Source organism: Leptospira kanakyensis, assembly GCF_004769235.1.
GTDB lineage: Bacteria > Spirochaetota > Leptospiria > Leptospirales > Leptospiraceae > Leptospira_A > Leptospira_A kanakyensis.
This window is the reverse complement of record NZ_RQFG01000001.1, coordinates 13951-34043: the sequence shown is the minus strand read 5'-3', so window position 1 is coordinate 34043 and position 20093 is coordinate 13951. Positions and strand designations below refer to the sequence as shown.

Here is a 20093-nt window from a genome sequence, read left to right as displayed (position 1 = left end):
ACAAAGTTCCAACTGTCACAAGATTGTCAGTCTCTAAAAAAATAAAATATGATATTGAAACTAAGTCTCAATTAATAAGGAATGGTTTATGATGAACGAAGAAAACTGGAAGGAAAAACTCACTCCCTTACAATACCAAGTCACAAGGGAAAAAGGCACCGAACGGCCGTTTACTGGTGAATATTATGAACATAAAGAAAAAGGGACTTATCTTTGTGTTTGTTGTGGAGAAGCTTTATTTTCCTCTCAAGCAAAGTATGATTCCGGGAGTGGTTGGCCTAGTTATTATGAGCCAGTAAAAAAAGAAGCGGTAGCGACAGAATCAGACCAAACACATGGAATGGTTCGGACAGAAATTCTTTGCCAAAACTGTGGAGCTCATCTTGGCCATGTTTTCCCCGATGGCCCAAGACCAACAGGTTTAAGATACTGTGTGAACTCTGCTTCATTAAAGTTTCAAAAAGAGTGAAACCGTTTTTACTCAATGAGAAGGATCTTTTGGAAATTCTATTCGATGAGAATTGGAATTTAGATTTAAATATAACCTTGAGTTTCTTCTTTCATTCACTGGAATGAGAACATGGCCTTTCGAAAGAAAGGCCTTCACTATTCGGAGTCGTTATCGAAGGTAAGCGACTTACTTTCGGTAACCATGCGAAAACTCACCCGGCTGAAAAAATAAAGTCACTTACCTTTTTCAGCGGATTTCAATCGTTACCAACTCCACCAAGTAACGTAGCAAATAAATGGCATTGTCTTACAAAGGATTTCGAAAGTTCTAATAAAAAGTAAGTCACTTACCTTTTTCAGTGGGTTTCTTGCGATACTAACTTTCTAAATAAAGTCACTTTCCCCCAACTGAAGGTGGCTTTGTTTACTCTTTCAGCCAGGATACTTCCACACAACCATCAGGCTTTCTGTTGTCTGGGACGGCGGCACGATCCAAGGCTACGGCCCCCAGATTGACTCCAATGCGGAGGGCAATTCGTTTTGCCAGATGAGAATACTGGTTGGCTTCACAACGATTCCCGAGTTTGGATTCGAGCTTTGAGATTTGTAGAAGGAGGCTGGCATTTCCTTCGGACTCTTTCATTCCGATGGCGTGTTTGAGTTGGATGGCTTTTTTTAAATCTTCCCTTGCGGAAATTAGGTCATTTGTTTCCATCTTTTGGATGGCTCTTTCTTCGAGGCCTAGAATGACAGAGGGTATCCGAGACAATCTGGTATCCTTAAGGATTTCCTCAGCGGATCCATCCAAAATCGGATCTGCATGCAAACCAAAAGAAATGATGAATATTGTAGCAATTTGGTATTTGGTCATACAATTTAAGCCTCACTGACTCTGTTCTAGATAGATTGCATATTTTGTGCCAATGGGAAGAAATACTCATGGACGATTTTTACACTCACTTTCTAATGAAAATGACTCTGGCCGAGCGATCGCCTTTTTCCTTCCCTCTGGAAGGAAAGGGGAGGAAAGTCCGGACACTAGGGGACAATCGGACCGAGTAACACTTGGGCTTTTGGATTTCAGAAATGGAATTTAAGGGACGGAAAGTGCAACAGAAAGTAAACCGCCTACCTTGGTAGGTAAGGGTGAAATGGTGGAGTAAGAGCCCACCGCTCTATTTGTAAAAATAGAGGCGGGTAAACCCTCCGATGTGCAATCTCAAGTAAACAACCGTAATGAGTTTGTCCCGCCAGGTTGTGGGTAGAGAGCATCAGATAAATGATCGCATAAAACTGAATCCGGCTTACGGGCCAGAGTCACCTTTTTTTAAAATACTTTGTATCACAGCCTCTTCGTTAGGTGGATAAAAGACACAAACTAAACTTCTGATTTTTAGGATTGTGTCCGCTAGGATGGTTCTTGTTTCCGTTTGGTCCCAATTTTCAAATCCAATAATGATTCCACAAGTTTCTTCCATTCCTAAGAATTCACTATGAGAATAGTTTCTCATTCCATTTTCATCTAGGAATTGTTTTAATCCGTTTTGTAAAATAAATTCTTCGGAATAGTAGACGACTACAATTTCATCGTTAACAACCTCTAATACTTTTTTTGCATAACCAAAACACCAGCGTATTTGATCTGTTATGTCATCATCTACTTTTATAAATTGGACATCGGAAAAATGACCTTGGACAGATGATTCTGAAAAATCCGAAAGTAAGGTATTCGCTAAGTGAACAATTTCAGGAGAATTTCTGATATTTCTTGTGATGTCCCAAATATGAACAGAAAGGGAATTCCAGTAGTTTAATAAAGGTGCCTTTGCATATTTGAATCTACGTGAAATAAAAAGAATCCAATCTTTGTTTTCCCAAAAAAACTTTGAGAGGTATAAATATATTTCATTTTCGGGAGATTGATCAATCATTTCTTCAATCCCATCGGCAATGAGAATATCGATATGATTGTGACTTAATTCATTTAAGTTTGTTATGAGTTCAATATTCTGTTTTTCAGGAATGTTGTTAAGTTCTTCTTTCCAGATTTCATATAGTGCTTTCGCACCTTGCCATAATAAAACCTTTTTCCCAAGTCTAGCATTTTGTAATGCCAACTCACCTGCGAGGATAGATTTCCCTGAACCATTACTTCCAAAAACTAAGTTATGTGGGTAACGATTGATACCTTCCACAAGTTCAAATTGTTCTTTCGTAAAAAACAGTAGATTCTCTTCTTCTTTTTCCTTTTGTGATCGAAAGGTTTGGAAGAAGTTGAGATTTTTTTTAATGATCTCATGTGCTTTGACTAAAACGGATTCTGGTAATGGTTCCCTGTTGTATTGAAAAAGTATGGACTCCAAAATAGAATTTAAATCAATTTCGTCCTGTACTTCTTTACCCCCAAATACATAGAGATGTTTGTCATTGGGTAAATGAAATTCTCTTCTTTCGTTTTTAAGAAAGAAAATGGCACTATCATAATAATCTTCAGGAAATAAATCTGTGAGTTGGTTGTGGTTCTTAAAAAACTCTCTGACCAAATCTCTTTGGGTGACCACTTGTTCGATAGGGTTAGTATAAGATTTCCCTTCTACGGGTTTCCATTCCCTTTGCCTCACGTTATAAAATTCCCATTCTCCTTTTCTTTGTCTCCACCTCCCATTTTTGAGTTCGATGGTGATCACGCCGTAAGGTGACACCACAAGGAAATCAATTTCTCGCATGGGAACATCGGGAGTGATCAAAGTGATTGAATAATAAATATTACAATTTAAGCGTATTTCCTTAGAAAAACGGCTGTAAAAATGGGATTCGAGCGAAACATCTTTCGCTTTTCCATGAAACTGTTTTGGATAAATCATTTTTTGGTTCTGTTATCTTACCACAAATGTTTCTATTGGCGATATGAAACTGATTTCAATTTCCTTTTTTTTCTGCCTAATGTTTGTCGCCTGTGCGGGCGGAAATATCAAAATAAAGATTAAACCTGATCTCTCTGGTGATTTGGTTTTGTATCAGAAAAAAATTACAAAAAGACCGTCAGGAATTTTTTTTGGGACGGGACTCGTTCCCAATGGTGAATTAGAAATCAGTATCAAAGAGAGAGCGTATCAATTTAAAAACTATACGCATATCCTTCCTCCAGGATTTCGATTGATCGAATTTACGGAAGATCAAGTTCAGGAAATCCAACTTGTGATTGATACCAGTAAATCTTCGCCCCTTTTGGTTGCTTTGGAAATCAACAAAGAAGAAATTAATTCCATTCTAAGTGAAGCAAAACTTCGAGATGATTTGCTTAGGTTCAATACACTTGTTGAGTTCATTCAGTTTGAAATTCAATTCCCATTTCCTATCAAAAAGGTAAAATTTTCGGATCCAAGAACTCCCGGAGAGTGGACGGCAAGGTTGGATAGTAATGAAAAGTTGATTGTTAATATTCCCTTACATTCAGTTTGGTCAAATGAACATCAATTAACAACGATTCAGATCTATCCTGATGCAAATTAGTGTTTGTGAAAGTATCTTGAGTTTAAGTTTTGAACAATTTCTTTTAAAACAAGTCTTCTTTCTTTATCATTAGGAAGGATTTCTTTTAAGTTTCTTCGCATTTCAAAAAGTGTTTCCATGAGTTCATGGTCTTCTTCGGGGATGATTTCTTCAAAAAGTTTGCGAAGGGTAGATGACACCCCTGCAAACTTTCCATCTGTGGAAATTGCAAATTGAACGGGACCAATGGATACGGATGAAGATGAATAAAAATCACAATTTTTTGGATCATCAACTGAATTGACCCAAATCCCTTTTTCTTTGGCGAGAGCTCTGAACTTTTGATTGATCCCTGAGTCACTTGTTCCTAAAAAAATAATATCACGATGGTTTAGATCTTCTTCTCCCACGGCACGTTCTTCTGTGGTGATGTTTGGATACTTTGCTAAAAAAGTTTTTACTTCAGCACTAAAATTGATAGCGATTACATGGATTTTAGCACCAGTAAACTCGAGACCCTTTAGTTTTTCTAAACAAGCATTCCCTCCACCAACAATCAGAATATTTTTATTTTCTAAATTGAGGAAGATGGGATATTTTTTGAAATTCATTTTAGATTAAATTTTGTGAACTATAGCCGAGTGTTTTTTTCGTACGATCGAGTAGGGGACGAATGACTTCTCCAACATAAAGAATTCCTGGGCCAGTGGATTGTTTCGGAATCTCGTTTAACGCAGTGTCTGCGAGAGTGGATGTTGTATAAATGGGATTTCCTCTTCCCACATTTTCTGCAAGAACGATGGGAGTTGTGCCGCTCATTCCCTTTTGTATAAGCGTTTCTGCAAGTTCTTTTGTTTTTTTACTTCCCATTAGAATGGCAATGGTTCCCTGGAAATTTTCCATCCCGATCCAACTGCGTTCGTCTTCTAAAATGGTATGACCATCAAGGATGATGATTTGTCTGGAAATTCCGCGAACAGTCAGCGATAAACCTAACTCGGCAACACCGGTAGTTACGGAACTCACTCCAGGAATCACCTCGAAAGAGATTCCCTCTTTTTCGAGACTTTGGATTTCTTCGGCAAGTCTTCCAAAAATAGAAGCGTCACCTCCCTTCAAACGAACCACATGTTTTCCTTGGGTGGCGAATTCTACAAGAAGGGAATTGATTTCTGATTGGGTGCGAGCGTGTTCCCCCGACCTTTTTCCTACATAAAGGATTTGTGCATCCTCAGGAAATAAGTCTAAAAAACCGGGATCAAGAAGGGCATCATAGAGAATGACGTCAGCGGATTCGATACGACTCCGTCCGCGGAGGGTCAAAAGGTCAATGGGACCGGGGCCACCGCTCACAAAACTGACAAATCCATGTTCTGTCTTATTGGAGGACATATCTGTTATACCTTGCGATATTGTCAGAAATAGTCAAGTGATTGGCTAATTATTTCTACAAAATCTCCATTTTTTTGGTTTACTTGGGGTATATCTCTGGGGAAAGATTCAATTTATCAGACTTTTTGGATGTTTTACTGGAATCCAAATCAAAAATAGGTTTTTATGCTATCCGATGAGAAACGCAATCGATTTTTACAGCTACTGAAGGAATCCACCAAAGACGAATGGGTGTGGATGTCTGGATATTTATCAGCGCTCACACAGGCAAGTATTGGAGGAAGTGTTGATGTTTCCCTCACACCTCCTGTGAGTATAGATTCGGGAACGGATCCTTTACATGGAAATTTAAAAGCCCAACCCATCCAATGCAGCGTGGTTTACGGAACAGAAACCGGGAACTCCAAGAAACTCGGAACAGAACTTGTTAAAAAACTAAAAGAGTTGGGTGTTTCTGCGAAATTAAAAAGTACAGATACTTATAAAGCAAAAGATCTCAAAGAAGAAGAATATTTATTTGTGGTAGTTTCCACTCATGGAGATGGGGAACCACCTCAAGCAGCAAAACCTTTCATTCAAATTTTGGCTGATTCAAAAGATTCATTATCTAAAGTTAAGTTCGCAGTTCTTGGGTTAGGCGATACTAGTTACCCACTTTTTTGCCAAACAGGTGAAGATGTAGATTCCATGTTGTCTAAGTTAGGTGCAGAGAGGATCCAACCATTAGGTAAATGTGATGTAGACTTTGAAGCTGTTGCCAAACCTTGGATGAGTGAACTTATTTCTAAACTCAATGCTCATTCTAAAACAGCAACTCCACAAAGCCCTAAAACAACGCAGAATCCTGCGGCAAAACCGGCATCGGGAGGTAAGGTTGTTTATGAAGGGGCGGTTGTTACAAATATCGTTTTGAATGATGTTGGTGCTAGTAAATCAACCAGACATATTGAAATCAAAACCACTGTGCCGATTGATTATCTTCCTGGGGATAGTGCAGGTTTTCTTGCCTATAACCGTGAAGATGAAGTAAATCGTATTTTATCGTTATTAAAAACAGATCGTGAAACTCGTGTTACCTATAAAGGGGAAACATGGATGGCTTATGATTTATTTCGTAAAAAAGTATCCGTTCGTTTTTTGCCAGACCGTGTGATTCAAAAATATGCAGGACTCATTGGAAAAGAATTACCTTCGGGTAAACTGGATTTGGATGTTTTGTTAACTTTAAATCCTTCCGAAAAACAACTAGAACTCCAAACTCTCGTAGATATTTTAGAACCGATTGTTCCTAGGTATTATTCCATTGCATCCAGTCCATCGGCACATGGAGAGGATGAAGTCCACCTCACTGTTGCAGAAGTGGAGATCGAAACATTTACTGGAATCAAAACCGGTTTTTGTTCTGGTTTTTTGTCAGAATTGAAAGAAGGAGAAGTGGTTCCCTTTTTCATTCAGAGAAACAATTCCTTTCGATTGCCAAGTCCTGATACAGATATCATTATGATTGGGCCTGGTACTGGGATCGCACCTTTTAGAAGTTTTTTATTTGAAAGAGAACAAAATAGTGGGAACGGCAAAAACTGGTTATTTTTTGGAGAAAGAAATTTTGTCTCCGATTTTTATTACCAAACAGAACTTTTGGAACTGATGGATACTGGCGTATTGCACAGGTTAAATGCTGCTTTTTCCAGAGATACAAAACAGAAAGTTTATGTTCAAGACCGAATGGGTGAAAACGCCGCAGAACTTTTGAAATGGATCGAAAGTGGGGCAGTGATTTATCTTTGTGGGTCGAAAGATCCAATGAGTAAGGACGTCGACCGCAAACTCATTGAAATTTTATCAGAAAGAACATTTGATACAGGAAAAGAAGCTTCTGATTATTTAAAAGAATTAGAAGAAGCCGGTCGCTACATTAAGGACGTTTACTGAGGTAATCATGGCAGAACAAAAAAAAGAAACATTAGCGGAAAAAGTAAAACGCCTTAGCCGGGGTTTAAGAGGTTCATTAGCTTTAAGTTTGAAAGATGAACACACTGGTTCACTTCGTTCTGATGACCAACTACTTCTTAAGTTTCATGGGATGTACCAACAAGACGATAGAGATCGTAGAGAAGAACGTGCTGCAAAAAAATTAGAACGTTTGTATTCCTTTATGATTCGTTTAAGAATCCCAGGTGGAATGATTGGGCCAGTGCATTGGGAAGCTTTACATAATGTTGCTGGTGAGAATTCAACAGGAACCATTAAAATCACCACTCGCCAAACAGTCCAACTCCATGGAATTTTGAAGTCTAAAATCAAACCAACCATCAAAGCATTTGATTCTGTATTTTTGGATTCCATTGCTGCTTGTGGTGATGTCAATCGTAACGTGACTTGTACATCGAACCCGGCGACAAGCCCCTTACACAAAGAAGTGTTTGGGTATGCTGGCGAAATTAGTAGGTCATTATTACCTAAAACCAGAGCCTATTATGAGATATGGCTCGATGAAAATCTTTTAGCAGAAAAAGAAGAACCAGAAGATCCTTTGTATAAAGATGTATATCTTCCTCGTAAGTTTAAAATTGCGATTGCGATTCCCCCTTATAACGACGTAGATCTTTTTACAAACGATATTGGACTCATTGCCATCATTGAAAATGGACAACTCCTTGGTTTCAATGTCGCAGTGGGTGGAGGCCTTGGAACCACCCACGGAAATCCTGATACCTACCCAAGAGTGGGAACTGTATTTGGTTTTATTCCTAAAAAAGATATCTTAAAAGTAGTTTATGAAATTGTAACTGTCCAAAGAGATTTTGGAAACAGGGAAGACCGAAAGTTATCTCGTTTGAAATATACTTTGGATCGTTTGGGTGTTGAGTTCTACAAACGAGAAGTGGAAAAACGAGTGGGGATTAGTTTTGAACCGGCAAAAGAATATCAGTTCACCCAAAGATCTGATGACTTTGGTTGGAGACAAGACGTGGCAGGTAACTGGCATTATACGGTTTTTGTAGAGAATGGTCGTGTTTGTGATGAACATGGTTATAATCTAAAAACGGCCCTCCTCGAAGTTTCGAAAACAAGACGTGCTACATTTCGTTTTACTTGTAACCAAAACTTGATTTTATCTGACATTTTTCCCAAAGATAAGGATCTCATTGAATCCATTCTTGTGAAGTTTGGTGTCCATCGTAAAACAAATGAAATTTCACAAATTCGCAAAAATTCCATCGCATGTGTGGCATTAAACACCTGTTCTTTGGCGCTTGCGGAAGCACAGAGATACCTCCCAAGTCTAATCGACAAAATTGAACCTATCCTTGGAAAACATGGACTCGCTGACGAACCAGTATCCATTCGGATGACAGGTTGTCCCAATGGATGTGCAAGGCCATACATTTCAGAGATTGGTCTTGTCGGAACCTCTTATGGAAAATACAATTTACACTTAGGTGCTGATGCGGAAGGTTACAGGCTGAATCGTAAATACAAAGAAGATTTGGATGAAGCAGCAATTTTATCTGAGTTAGATGGACTCTTTGGAAGGTTTTCGAAAGAAAGAAATACCAAAGAGTCTTTTGGAGATTACATCAATCGAATTGGAATTTTAAATTAAGATTCCAATTCTTTAGGAGTTGTTTTGTTCCAATAAGTAGCAATGGCGGCACCGGCAATCAGGTGCCAAATTCCCCACCATGCACATATCATTGCCATTCCACCAAGTCCATCAAAGAAACTAAAAACAATCGCAAGACCGAGACTTGAATTTTGAATTCCTGTTTCTATCGCTACCGTCTTTCTATCCCCAAGAGGCAATCGGAATAGTTTGGCAAAATAATATCCAAGCGAAAGTCCAGCAAGGTTCATCACAAATACAAGACCGAAGAGAAGTTGGATGTATTCTTTAAAGAACTTCCAATTGGTCGCAAGAGCACCTACGATAAAGAAAGCGAGTAGTAAAATGGAGATCCTTTGCACTGCTCGTTTCACTGTATGTGTGAGTTTAGGAAATAGTTTTTGAAAAAGAATTCCGAGTATCAGTGGAACAACGAGTAGTACAGTGATGGAAACCAAAATCTCATAGGGACTAACAGTGATCGACTTAAGATATTCTTTTGTAACAGGAAGTATATTCCCCCAAAAGAAAAATCCAATTGGTGTCAGAATAAAAGCAAATGCAGAAGAAAACGTCGTTAGACTCACTGAGAGAGCCAAATTTCCTTTTGCCAAATGTGTGAAAAAGTTGGACATATTCCCGCCAGGACATGCTGCCACAAGAACCATCCCAAGGGCAAGGCCAGGGTGTGGGTTAATCACCCAAATGATAAGAAGGGTGGCAAGAGGCAAAAGAATGTATTGGCTAAAAAGACCAACAAACGCTGGTTTTGGGTATCGTAATAAATGTTTGAAGTCTTGGAGTTTTAATTCCAGAGCAATTCCAAACATAATAAAACCAACCAGTGCATTGATTAAATATACTGAGTCTTTGTTGAAATTGAGGCGAACTGCATTGATATCCATTTAATCTGACCAACCTACTAAAATACGACGGGGACCGGTAAAGGGTAGTCTGCCATGGGAAACGGATAAGTTATCAATGATGAGAACGTCTCCTGTTTGCCAAGGAATGGCTACCAGATGTTTCCAGAAAACATTTGTTATGGATTGCATTTCTCCTGCAGAAATTTCTTCTCCATTTCCATAAGTGACATGAACGTCATGTGACTCTTGTCCGGATATCCTTTTGATTGTAGTGAGGAGTGTGAGGAGTAGTGCCACACCAAGAGAACGAAATGTTTTTTGTCTTTTGAAAATTTTCCATACTTCACTCACAGCCGCTTGGTAATGAAACGTTTGTGAATGGTTATGCCATGCCGTTGTTTTTGCTTCAGGATGGACGCGGAAACCCGATTGTTCATTGGTGATGGTCAAGGAATCAGTTCCGAACCAATCCAACTTAAATCTATTTTTATCAGAAATTTTTTTGACTTCCTCAAGGTTTGTGGTTCCAAACATCTCATCCCAACGTTTCGTTTTCCATAAAGAAAAACGTGCTGTGGTGGATGGACCATCGTAACGCCTTCGATAACGAATTCCATGTTTTTGAATTTTATCTTTGATTTTAGGATCTACATCTTTGTAAATTTCCCGAAGATCCGTGAGTGGAGTTTCTCCACCAGTTTCGGAAGCTTTTTCCGCATAAAAAAATAAAAGTTTAGGAGGGTTGTCAAGAAAACTCATCTCAGCATGTTGCATGATGGGGTAGTGGGGAGGGAGTTCACTTGCAGTAAACACATGTTTGACGACCTGGTCGCGTGGCGAGGTGCCCAAATAAAACTCACCCAACTTTTTTTCTTCCGTAGCAAATAGGATGGATTGGAAGTCGGTAGCTTGATGAACAGGGAAACCGCGAAAGAGAACGGCGCCATAGGTTTTTAAATCCTCTCGCCATTCTTTTTGGTTCTTTTGGATCCAATGGGTCAGATCTTCCAGATCCCTTTCTTCGGCAGGTTCGTAAACGATGGGAAGTTTGGTCTCCCCGATGAAGGATTTACGGATCCATTTGGTTTTTGTCGTAGTGGCCTTACTCATGCTACTGCCAGCTTAGCGAAATAGCATGATTTAAATCAAGAAAAAATCTGTTATATTGAACTAAAGTTCTACAATAACATTCCTGCCGCCACCGTCTGGTTGGTCCCTTCATCAACCAAAACAAAGCTCCCCGTCCCTCGGATTTGGGAATACGGGTCGTAAGCCACAGGTTTTGCAGTTCTGATGGTTACTTTTCCAATTTCATTTAGGCCAAGACTTGCCTGTTCCTTCTTTTCGTGGGTGCTTGTTTCCACTCGGTATTCCAAAGAACGAATGGAAGCCTTTACGGCATTGGTTGTTTGGCGGAGTAAATACTTGGAACCGGGGGTCATTACCTTTTGGTCCATCCAACAGATATGAGCTTCCAAATCTTGTGAAGTGATTGGCTCCTTACCACTGACCACTAACATATCTCCTCGACTTACATCAATTTCATCTTCCAAACGAATGGTGACAGACATGGGAGCATAGGCAGTATTAACGGAACCCGCATAGGTATCAATGGCTTTGATTTTTGATTTTAACCCACTTGGTAAAACAGTGATGGAATCTCCTACAGTGAAGTGTCCACTTCTGATTTGCCCCGCATAACCTCTGTAATCATGGTATTCTGTGGTTTGGGGACGAATCACATTTTGTACAGGAAATCTAGGTGCTGGCGAGTCTTCTTCTGTGCGGAGCTCAATTTCTTCTAAAAATCCAAGTAATGAACTTCCTTTCCACCAAGGCATGGAAGAAGATAAATCTACCACATTGTCACCGTTCAGTGCAGAAATCGGAAGGAAGTGGATGGATTTTAAATCTAGGTCTTTTGCAAATTCTAAATATTGTTTTTGGATATTTAAAAATACTTCTTCGGAAAAATCTACCAAATCCATTTTATTGATACAAACAACAACATAGGGAATTCTGAGTAGGGATACAATATAAGAGTGGCGGTAAGTTTGTTCGATCACACCTTTTCTCGCATCAATCAAAATGATCGCAAGATCAGAGTTAGAAGCTCCAGTCACCATATTTCTAGTGTACTGCACATGTCCTGGTGCATCTGCTATGATAAATTTTCTTTTCGGAGTCGAAAAATATTTATAAGCAATGTCGATAGTAATCCCTTGTTCTCTTTCCGCTTTTAATCCATCAGTGAGAAGGGCTAGGTTGATTTGTCCATTTACCTGTCCTGCTTTTTCAATGGCTTCTAATTGGTCTTGGAAAATAGATTTACTATCGTATAACAATCGTCCGATGAGAGTCGATTTCCCATCATCTACACTACCTGCAGTAATAAAACGTAAAATATCCATTAAAAATACCCACCTTTTTTTCTATCTTCCATCGCTGCTTCGGAACGTTTGTCATCCAAACGAGATCCTCTTTCGGTGGTTCTTGAAACTTGAATTTCACGAATGATATCGTCGATTGTATTGGCTTCGGATTCTACGGCCGCAGTGCATGTCATATCACCTACAGTCCGAAACCTTACGGTTCTTGTTTCTACTTTGTCTGTATTGTCTAAACTAATGAACTTCGATACCGGAAACACTAGGTCTTCTCGCCATACGATTTCTCTTTGGTGTGAAAAATAAAGCGATGGAAGTTCGATCTTTTCTTTTCGGATGTATTCCCAAACATCAAGTTCCGTCCAGTTGCTGATTGGAAATACCCTTACGTTTTCACCCACATGGATTTTACCATTATAGATATTCCAAAGTTCTGGGCGTTGGAGTTTGGGATCCCAAGATCCAAATTCATCTCTGACAGAAAATATTCTTTCTTTGGCACGAGCTTTTTCTTCATCCCGGCGAGCCCCACCAATACAAGCATCAAATTTGAACTCAGCAATGGTATCAAGGAGTGTCACTGCTTGGATGGCATTTCTGCTCGGGAACTTTCCTTTTTCTTCCACAGCTTTGCCTTGGTCGATGGAATCTTGCACGTAACGAACCACTAGTTTTTCTCCAGTTCGTTCCGCTAAGTCATCTCTAAATTTTAGCGCCTCATCAAAGTTATGCCCTGTATCAATATGAACGAGAGGGAAAGGAAATTTTCCAGGTCGAAAGGCTTTGAGTGCAAGATGTACGAGACAAATCGAATCTTTTCCTCCTGAAAATAGAAGGGCAGGTCTTTCAAATTGTGCTGCCACTTCTCTTAAAATATAGATGGCTTCCGATTCTAGTTGGTCTAGATGGGAAAGTCTATGTAAATCGGTCATGTTGGTATTATCCTTTTTTCGGTGTGAGTTTGCCGTCTACCCAATGTAGGCCGCATTCTTTTTTAGATTCTTGTTCCCACCACCATCGGCCTGCACGAAAGTCTTCTCCTGGTTCAATGGCACGGGTACAAGGTGCACAACCAATGCTTGGAAAACCTTTGTCGTGTAATAGGTTGTATGGTACATTGTGTTCTCTGATATACTTCCAAGTATCTTCAAAGGACCATAAAAGTAGTGGTTGGTATTTGATTAAATTTCTTTGGGGATCCGATTCGAAAATAGACATTTCGGTTCTAAATCCAGATTGGTCTTTTCTGAGTCCAGTCACCCAAACTTCTGTGTCTTTTAAAATGGCATCGAGAGGAACGAGTTTGCGAATCCGACAACATTCTTTTCGTAAATCTAAAGAATCATAAAATGCATTCGGCCCATTCTCTTCTACAAAACCTTGGATTTCTTTTTCGTTTGGATAAAAGGCTTCAATTTTTGCCCCATAACGAACGTTAGTTTTTTGCCAAACATCATAGGTCTCTTGGAAGAGTCGCCCCGTATCCAAAGTAGCAATCCGAATGTCGATTTGGTTTGCGAGAATCGCATGAGTGATGGCTTGGTCTTCCAATCCAAAACTGGTAGTGAACACAGCCTTGCCTGGAAAATCCAAACTAAGTTGCCTTAATCCCTGTTCTAGGGAGAGGGAGGTATAGGTTTCTGTCAAAACTTCCAAATTTCCCATTTTTTCCAATCCTACCGTCCAATGTTTTGTATATTGGACGATTTGTAAACTATATTAGCGGAAAATACTAGATAGAGAAGTCTTCTACGTATACTTTTGCTTTTTTTATCCTCAAATAGACCGTCTCGCCGGGCAAAAGGTTCAAAAGACGATAGGTTTCCTGTTCCAAAACGGATTCAATCAGAGTGCCTGTATCCACTCGTTTGAGTTCCACTCGCACATTCCTTCCCGTGGAATGGATGTATTGGATTTCCGCAGCGATCCCTTGGTCGGGTTCCCTCACAATTTCCACATCATAAGGACGAACATAGGCCACGGCTACCGATTCCTTTACATCTTGGTGTTCGGAACTATCGAGAGCCAAGTTTCCGATTTTGGTTGTCCCTTCTTCGATCCGCCCATGGAAGAGGTTCACATCTCCAAGGAAGTGGAAAACAAAAGGGGACTTAGGTTTGTTATACACCTCGTCCGGGCTTCCCACTTGTTCCAATTGGCCATGGTTTAAGATGACAATTCGATCACTCACTTCCAGAGCTTCTTCTTGGTCATGAGTTACAAAAACACTTGTTATGTGGATTTCGTCATGCAGTCTTCGCAACCAGTTCCGTAATTCCTTTCTGACTTTGGCATCAAGGGCACCGAAGGGTTCATCCAGTAATAAAAATTTTGGTTCGATGGCAAGAGCACGAGCGAGTGCCACACGTTGGCGTTGGCCGCCCGACAATTCATGTGGGTAGCGGTTGTGAAACTTTTCGAGTTGGATGAGTGTCAGTAATTTAGAAACTTTTTCCTGAATTTCTTTTTTGGAAGGTCGCAAAGCTTTTGGTCTTACTTCCAAACCAAATCCAATGTTTTCTGCAATCGTCATATGGCGAAAGAGGGCATAGTGTTGGAAAACAAATCCCACCTCTCCATTTTGAATTTTGGATTTGGAAAGATTTTCTCCGACAAACTCTACATTTCCAGAAGATGGTTCTTCGAGACCAGCAATGATGCGAAGTAAGGTGGTTTTCCCAGATCCGGAAGGACCAAGTAAGGCTACAAGTTCTCCATCTGGAATGGAGAGGTTAACCTCTTTTAGTGCGGTGAACGACCCAAAGGTTTTATTTACGTTATTAATTTCAATCGGCATTTTTCTTGCTCGCAGTTCGTTTTTCCAAAATCAATTTAAAGATGAGAGTGAGTAGAGAGAGAAACACAAGTAAGGTGGCGCACGAAAATGCACCTACAGAATCAAACTCATTGTATAACATTTCTATATGAAGAGGGAGAGTGGTTGTTTTTCCTCGGATATGGCCACTGAGTACAGAGACAGCTCCAAATTCACCCATGGCTCTGGCATTACAAAGAATGATACCGTATAACAGCCCCCATTTGATATTGGGAAGGATGACACGTCTCAGAAGTTGAAAGAAACTAGCTCCGAGTAACATCCCTGCTTCTTCTTCCTCTCGTCCTTGGCTTTGCATGAGGGGAACTAGTTCCCGAGCTACAAATGGGAAAGTAATGAAGACAGTCGCAAGGATAAGACCCGGAGTGTTAAAAACAATTTTGATTCCATGTTCGTTAAGAAAGTCGCCAAAGTAACCTTGTCTTCCAAATAACAATAAAAAGATAAGACCAGAAACTACAGGAGAAACTGCGAAGGGACTATCAATGATAGTGACTAAAATATTTTTTCCAGGAAAGTTAAATCTCGTGATCGTAAATGCTGCGGTCACACCAAAGATTGTATTTAAAATCACAGAAACAATGGAAACTTTGACCGTAAGGCCAATGGCAAAAAGTGCATATTCACCAGTAATGGATTCGATATACTTCGTATAACCTTCAGAAAATGCTTCGGAAAAGACTGTGTAGATGGGCAAAATCAGAATGATCCCAGCAAAGATATAGGCTAAAATCACGAGAAAAATGGGTATAATTTTGATTTTCATGATAATTTTTTGGAAGCCCGTTCTTGGAGTAAATTAATCAAAAACATAAATACGAAGGATGTGAGTAACATGACAAGAGCAATGGAAGTGGCTTTTTCGTATTCGTATTGTTCTAGTTTGGTGACGATCAGGAGTGGAAGGATCTCAGTTTTTCCTGGAATGTTTCCGGAAATAAAAACAACAGATCCGTATTCCCCGATACTTCGTGCAAAAGCCATTCCTGTTCCTGCGAGAAGGGAAGGCCAAAGTTCAGGAAGTAAAACTTTATAAAAAGTTTGGAATGGTGTGGCACCAAGGCAGCGTGCGCTTTCTTCTAATTCTTTAGGTAACTCTTCGATGACTGGTTGAACCGTTCTTACAACAAAAGGAAATCCAATAAAAACAAGAGCTATGACAATTCCAATCGGAGTGTAGGCAATTTTAATTCCCCACTGTTCAAAGTAGGATCCAATGATTCCATTTTGAGAATAAATTGTAGTAAGCGCAATTCCTGCAACCGCAGTGGGTAAGGTAAAAGGTAAATCGATTAAGGTATCGAGTAATTTTTTGAAAGGAAAGTTATATCTGACAAGAACCCAAGCAAATAAAAATCCCACAAAGAGATTGATCAGTGCCGAAATGAAACCCACACTGAAACTTAAAAAAAGTGCGGAACGAATTCTTTCATCTGAAAACACTTCCAGGATTCCTGAAACTCCAATCCCAAGGGAATGGAAAAAGAGTCCTAGAAGTGGAATGACGACAACCGCGGACGAATAAAAGACAGTCAGTCCTAAACTGATTCCAAAATGTAATTTTTTATACGGCCGGGTTTCTATAAGCATATTTTAAGGGGTTTTGTAGATGGCATCAAAGACACCTGCATCTGCAAAATGTTTTTTCTGAGCAGAATCCCAAGTTTCCCCTAAATCGGATAGGGAAAATAATTTAATGTTGGGAAATTCTTTTGCAGAAGATTTTGCCACGGCCTTATCTGTCGGTCTAAAAAAATGTTTAGCAATGATCGATTGTCCTTCTTTTGTATAAAGAAATTCTAAGTAGGAAGTCGCTTTTTCCAAATTGCCTTTTTCTGTAGCAGTTTTGGTAACTACAGCAACCGGAGTTTCTGCTCTGATTGATTCTGATGGATACACAACTTCTAAAGTGTTTTTACCAGATCTTTTTTCTTCATCAAGTGAAAGTTTTGCTTCGTTTTCCCAAGTGATGAGAACATCACCAATTCCTCTTTGGACAAAAGTAGTTGTAGACCCGCGAGCTCCCGTATCAAGAACCGATGTATTTTTAAAGAGAGCCTTGATAAACTCTGTTGCTTTTTCATCAGATTTGTATTTACGTTTCGCAAATCCATAAGCTGCCAAATAATTCCAACGAGCGCCACCACTTGTTTTTGGGTTAGGAGTGATGATAGAAACTCCTGGTTTTACGATATCATCCCAATCTTTGATTTTTTTAGGATTGGATTTACGAACCAAAAATACGATGGTTGAATAGTAAGGAACACTATTGTTTGGAAGTTTTTTTTGCCAATTTGCATCGATTAATCCCGATTTGGCGGAAATGCTATCAATGTCATAGGAAAGAGCAAGACTCACTACGTCTGCATCGAGCCCATCAATCACGGCCCTAGCTTGTTTTCCTGACCCACCGTGGGATTGTTGGATGGCAAACTCGCTGCCTTTTTTAGCCTTCCATTCTTTTAGGAAGGATTTGTTAATTTCTTCGTACAATTCTCTCGTCGGGTCAAAGGACACATGGAGGAAAGTGCCTTCGCTTGCGAGTGAGGTGAAACTCAATACACTAAGGAAAATGCACAATATTGCAGAAATTCTTTGTTTTTGGTTCGAAATATGGGTATTCTTTTTCATTTTTGCGCCCTTTTGTTTAATAAATCAAACTCATCCTCCAATTTAACGAATATTCGTCAAGCGAAATTTATTTCATAAAACGGGTAGTTCTTCCCTTTCCGACATAAACCGGAAAAGGAAGAAGATAATTCTCTCAAGGAAATCTGGGGAAGTTCGATCCTTAAGGGAGAAGGCACCCTATGAACGTAAAAGCCCCGAACCAAAACGTAATTCCATTCCCGCAAGTTGAAGGGAAGGCATCCAAACAGAATGGTGCAGAAAACCATTCGATGATGGCGGTTCGGGAAAGTTTTGGGGAAATTTTGGAAAGAGAATTCCAAGTGCACTCTGAGAAAAAACTAACAGGTTCCGAATATAAAACCATTGGACGAGAGAAGGAAGAAACAACGGTTCCTTCTGAAATTTCTAAACAGGACGATGTCACAAAACAAGAGTTAAGTTCTATTTCTGAATCTCAAAAAGACAATTCCATTTCCAAAGAATCAAAATCTGAAGAAGAATCAGAAGAATCCACTGAAGAAGAAGATTTAGATCGAGATGCATTGGAATATAGTCTTGGGCTTGTAACCTCCCATGCTGATTGGGATCGTTCCATGGTTTCTGCAAACCAATTGAATGAGATGGCCGTTAAGGAAAAAACAGTTCTACTTTCTTTACAAAAATCTGCGGAAAAATCTACAGCTTATTCTCCCAAAGAGGGAAGTGCCTTCATTGATGAAGCCAAAAAGCTCGCGATGAGCCTTTTCCAAACAGAGAAAGGATCCAAACCAAATGAATCTACTTCCTTCTCATCACAAAACAAATTAGAAAAAGACTCTAATTTAGTTCTTTTTCCTAAGGCAGAAAAAAAAGCCTTAGAAAATAAAAAAGGAAATGAAAAAACTGAATCCTTTGGCCTAAAAAAAGAATCCATTCACTCTGGTTCTGTTGTTTCCGATCTCGTTTTTGCCAAAGGCAAAGAAGTGAAAGTGGAAGGAAGAGAACTTTCCACCGAACATTCTGTTCGTAAAACAGATGGAAAATTAAAATCAGGAAAACAAACAAAAAACGGATCGGAAACTAGTGAGGTTTCTTCCGAACAAGAAAAATCAAATCAAACAATAAACTCGGATAAAATGATTCGTTCACTAGGAATCAAAGATAAAGAATTCCAAAAACAAGATTTGAAATCACAAACTCCTTCTGAAAAACAAAAACAGACTGAGGCATCGGTCATACCTACCATTCAAAATTCCTCTTCAGCAAAATCGGGAGAGGACGGTGGTCGCTCTTTTGAAGAGAAAGGACAAAAACAAAGTTTGCAATTTTCTTCTTTTGAATCCAGATCAATGCAAAAAACAGAAGAAATTCGTTCTGCAGAAAAAACTTCGAAACCAAAAGAAGCAGTACTTAAACAAAATATCGATGAACTGATCAAACAAGCAAGGTTTGATATTGTACAAAATGGAAAGTCCAGTGCCGAAATCGTAATGAATCCAAAAGAATACGGAAGGCTTACTTTAAAAGTCACTGTAGATGGTGAGAAAGTAGAAGGTCGCATTCTTGTTGAATCAGAAGAACTACAAAAATCCCTTCAAAACGAAATCCAAACCATAAAAGAAAACCTAAAAGAATCTGGCCTCGACTTACAGGCGCTCATCATTGATTTATGGGACGATGGAAGTGGACTGACTGATCGCAAAGAACAAAATGAACTCTACCAAACTATGGTAGAAGCGGCAAGGTTTCGTAATTCTGAAAGTTCGCTTGTAGAAGAAGGGGCGGATCTTCTTGGTGCACCAGCTTTCGAAGAAACCAAAGCATTGGAATTTTTCGCATAAATCACTAACAAATATAGAAAAATAGAGGATCCCATGCCAGACGGAATGCAAGACATATCAACACAAAATTCAGCTAGAACCAAATACTTTGAAGGGGATAGAACCTTCAATATTCGTAAACATTTGGATCAGTTAGAAAAAGAAGAAACAAGTGGTCTGAAAGGAATCGAAATTCGTGAGAAACAAAAGGAGTTGGGAAAGGATGATTTTTTAAAACTCCTTCTCACTCAACTTTCTCATCAAGATCCAACAAACCCAGTGCAAGACAAAGACTTCATCGCACAAATGGCACAGTTTTCATCTCTAGAACAGATGAAAAACATTTCTTCTGGAATTGCCAGAATGGAATCTAAACAAAGTTATTCGGTAGTAGGAAAAATTGTTTCAGGCCCAGATTTAGTTACAGGTGAAGATGTGACAGGGCTTGCGGGTGCCATTCTTTTTGATAATGAAGGAAAAACATATGTTCGTGTGAATGGAAGGATGCTCGATGTAGCAAAAATCAATTTGATTTCTGATCCATCACTTCTCAAATCCGAACCAGAATTCCAACGTCCACAGAACGCGGCAAACGTTCCGAATAATACATTAAAAAAACAAGAAGCTTATCAG

The 20093-nt window shown here is 39.4% G+C and carries 17 protein-coding genes, 1 other RNA gene and 2 pseudogenes; 7 read left to right on the top strand and 13 right to left on the bottom strand.

Annotated elements, in window-relative coordinates; translation table 11 throughout:
• Positions 1–88 precede the first annotated feature (88 nt).
• Positions 89–469: a peptide-methionine (R)-S-oxide reductase MsrB gene (msrB, locus tag EHQ16_RS00145; protein ID WP_135637451.1), complete on the top strand. Its 381-nt coding sequence runs from the start codon at positions 89–91 to the stop codon at positions 467–469.
• A 405-nt stretch (positions 470–874) separates the two neighbouring features.
• On the opposite strand, the gene EHQ16_RS00140 is transcribed toward msrB, so the two are convergent.
• Positions 875–1321 carry an LEPBI_I1174 family sigma 54-regulated protein gene (locus tag EHQ16_RS00140; protein WP_135637449.1) on the bottom strand — a complete coding sequence of 149 codons (447 nt, stop codon included), beginning with the start codon at positions 1319–1321 and terminating at the stop codon, positions 875–877.
• A 103-nt stretch (positions 1322–1424) separates the two neighbouring features.
• Here EHQ16_RS00140 and rnpB point away from each other — a divergent pair.
• Positions 1425–1773: RNase P RNA component class A (gene rnpB / locus EHQ16_RS00135), an RNA gene on the top strand.
• Between the two features lie 1151 nt (positions 1774–2924).
• Here rnpB and EHQ16_RS19670 read toward each other — a convergent pair.
• A pseudogene (locus EHQ16_RS19670) lies at positions 2925–3314 on the bottom strand (nuclease-related domain-containing protein); the annotation flags it as partial.
• A 43-nt stretch (positions 3315–3357) separates the two neighbouring features.
• Between EHQ16_RS19670 and EHQ16_RS00125 the strand changes: the two are divergent.
• Complete coding sequence (locus EHQ16_RS00125; RefSeq protein ID WP_208742212.1) at positions 3358–3963, top strand: LBF_1134 family protein; 606 nt, start codon at positions 3358–3360, stop codon at positions 3961–3963.
• On the opposite strand, the gene EHQ16_RS00120 is transcribed toward EHQ16_RS00125, so the two are convergent.
• On the bottom strand, positions 3960–4553 hold the full coding sequence (locus tag EHQ16_RS00120) for a precorrin-2 dehydrogenase/sirohydrochlorin ferrochelatase family protein (RefSeq protein WP_135637447.1): 594 nt from the start codon (positions 4551–4553) through the stop codon (positions 3960–3962). The two genes, EHQ16_RS00125 and EHQ16_RS00120, sit on opposite strands and share 4 nt — an antisense overlap.
• 1 nt (position 4554) lies before the next feature.
• Positions 4555–5334, bottom strand: a complete 780-nt coding sequence (gene cobA, locus EHQ16_RS00115; RefSeq protein ID WP_135637445.1) for a uroporphyrinogen-III C-methyltransferase — start codon at positions 5332–5334, stop codon at positions 4555–4557.
• 165 nt (positions 5335–5499) lie between these two features.
• Between cobA and EHQ16_RS00110 the strand changes: the two genes are divergently transcribed.
• Both EHQ16_RS00110 and EHQ16_RS00105 read left to right on the top strand, forming a co-directional pair.
• Positions 5500–7266, top strand: a complete 1767-nt coding sequence (locus tag EHQ16_RS00110; protein WP_135637443.1) for a diflavin oxidoreductase — start codon at positions 5500–5502, stop codon at positions 7264–7266.
• Positions 7267–7273: 7 nt separating this feature from the next.
• Positions 7274–8941, top strand: coding sequence for an NADPH-dependent assimilatory sulfite reductase hemoprotein subunit (locus EHQ16_RS00105; protein ID WP_135637441.1), 1668 nt, complete (start codon positions 7274–7276; stop codon positions 8939–8941).
• Here the strand turns inward: EHQ16_RS00105 and EHQ16_RS00100 are convergent.
• From EHQ16_RS00100 to EHQ16_RS00060, 9 genes are all read right to left on the bottom strand, one after another.
• Positions 8938–9846: a bile acid:sodium symporter family protein gene (locus EHQ16_RS00100; protein WP_135637439.1), complete on the bottom strand. Its 909-nt coding sequence runs from the start codon at positions 9844–9846 to the stop codon at positions 8938–8940. The two genes, EHQ16_RS00105 and EHQ16_RS00100, sit on opposite strands and share 4 nt — an antisense overlap.
• Positions 9847–10917: a TauD/TfdA family dioxygenase gene (locus EHQ16_RS00095; protein ID WP_135637437.1), complete on the bottom strand. Its 1071-nt coding sequence runs from the start codon at positions 10915–10917 to the stop codon at positions 9847–9849. It lies immediately after the preceding gene.
• 68 nt (positions 10918–10985) lie between these two features.
• Positions 10986–12218: a sulfate adenylyltransferase subunit 1 gene (locus tag EHQ16_RS00090; protein ID WP_135637435.1), complete on the bottom strand. Its 1233-nt coding sequence runs from the start codon at positions 12216–12218 to the stop codon at positions 10986–10988.
• Positions 12218–13126: a sulfate adenylyltransferase subunit CysD gene (gene cysD / locus EHQ16_RS00085; RefSeq protein WP_135637433.1), complete on the bottom strand. Its 909-nt coding sequence runs from the start codon at positions 13124–13126 to the stop codon at positions 12218–12220. The genes EHQ16_RS00090 and cysD overlap by 1 nt, the downstream gene beginning before the upstream one ends.
• Before the next feature lie 7 nt (positions 13127–13133).
• A complete protein-coding gene (locus EHQ16_RS00080; RefSeq protein WP_135637430.1) occupies positions 13134–13859 on the bottom strand; it encodes a phosphoadenylyl-sulfate reductase in 726 nt (241 codons plus the stop codon).
• Between the two features lie 67 nt (positions 13860–13926).
• Positions 13927–14991 carry a sulfate/molybdate ABC transporter ATP-binding protein gene (locus EHQ16_RS00075; protein WP_135637428.1) on the bottom strand — a complete coding sequence of 355 codons (1065 nt, stop codon included), beginning with the start codon at positions 14989–14991 and terminating at the stop codon, positions 13927–13929.
• Positions 14981–15796 (bottom strand): sulfate ABC transporter permease subunit CysW, encoded by an 816-nt coding sequence (gene cysW / locus EHQ16_RS00070; protein ID WP_135637426.1) that lies wholly within the window; start codon positions 15794–15796, stop codon positions 14981–14983. Before cysW ends, EHQ16_RS00075 begins: the two co-directional genes overlap by 11 nt.
• Entirely contained in the window at positions 15793–16620 is an 828-nt protein-coding gene (cysT, locus tag EHQ16_RS00065; protein WP_135637423.1) for a sulfate ABC transporter permease subunit CysT, read from the bottom strand. Before cysT ends, cysW begins: the two co-directional genes overlap by 4 nt.
• A gap of 3 nt (positions 16621–16623) precedes the next feature.
• On the bottom strand, positions 16624–17661 hold the full coding sequence (locus EHQ16_RS00060) for a sulfate ABC transporter substrate-binding protein (RefSeq protein WP_135637421.1): 1038 nt from the start codon (positions 17659–17661) through the stop codon (positions 16624–16626).
• A 179-nt stretch (positions 17662–17840) separates the two neighbouring features.
• On the opposite strand from EHQ16_RS00060, the gene EHQ16_RS00055 reads away from it, so the two are divergent.
• Both EHQ16_RS00055 and EHQ16_RS00050 read left to right on the top strand, forming a co-directional pair.
• Positions 17841–19481, top strand: coding sequence for a flagellar hook-length control protein FliK (locus tag EHQ16_RS00055; RefSeq protein ID WP_135637419.1), 1641 nt, complete (start codon positions 17841–17843; stop codon positions 19479–19481).
• 45 nt (positions 19482–19526) lie between these two features.
• Positions 19527–20069, top strand: a pseudogene (locus EHQ16_RS00050) (flagellar hook capping FlgD N-terminal domain-containing protein); the annotation flags it as partial.
• Positions 20070–20093 lie beyond the last annotated feature (24 nt).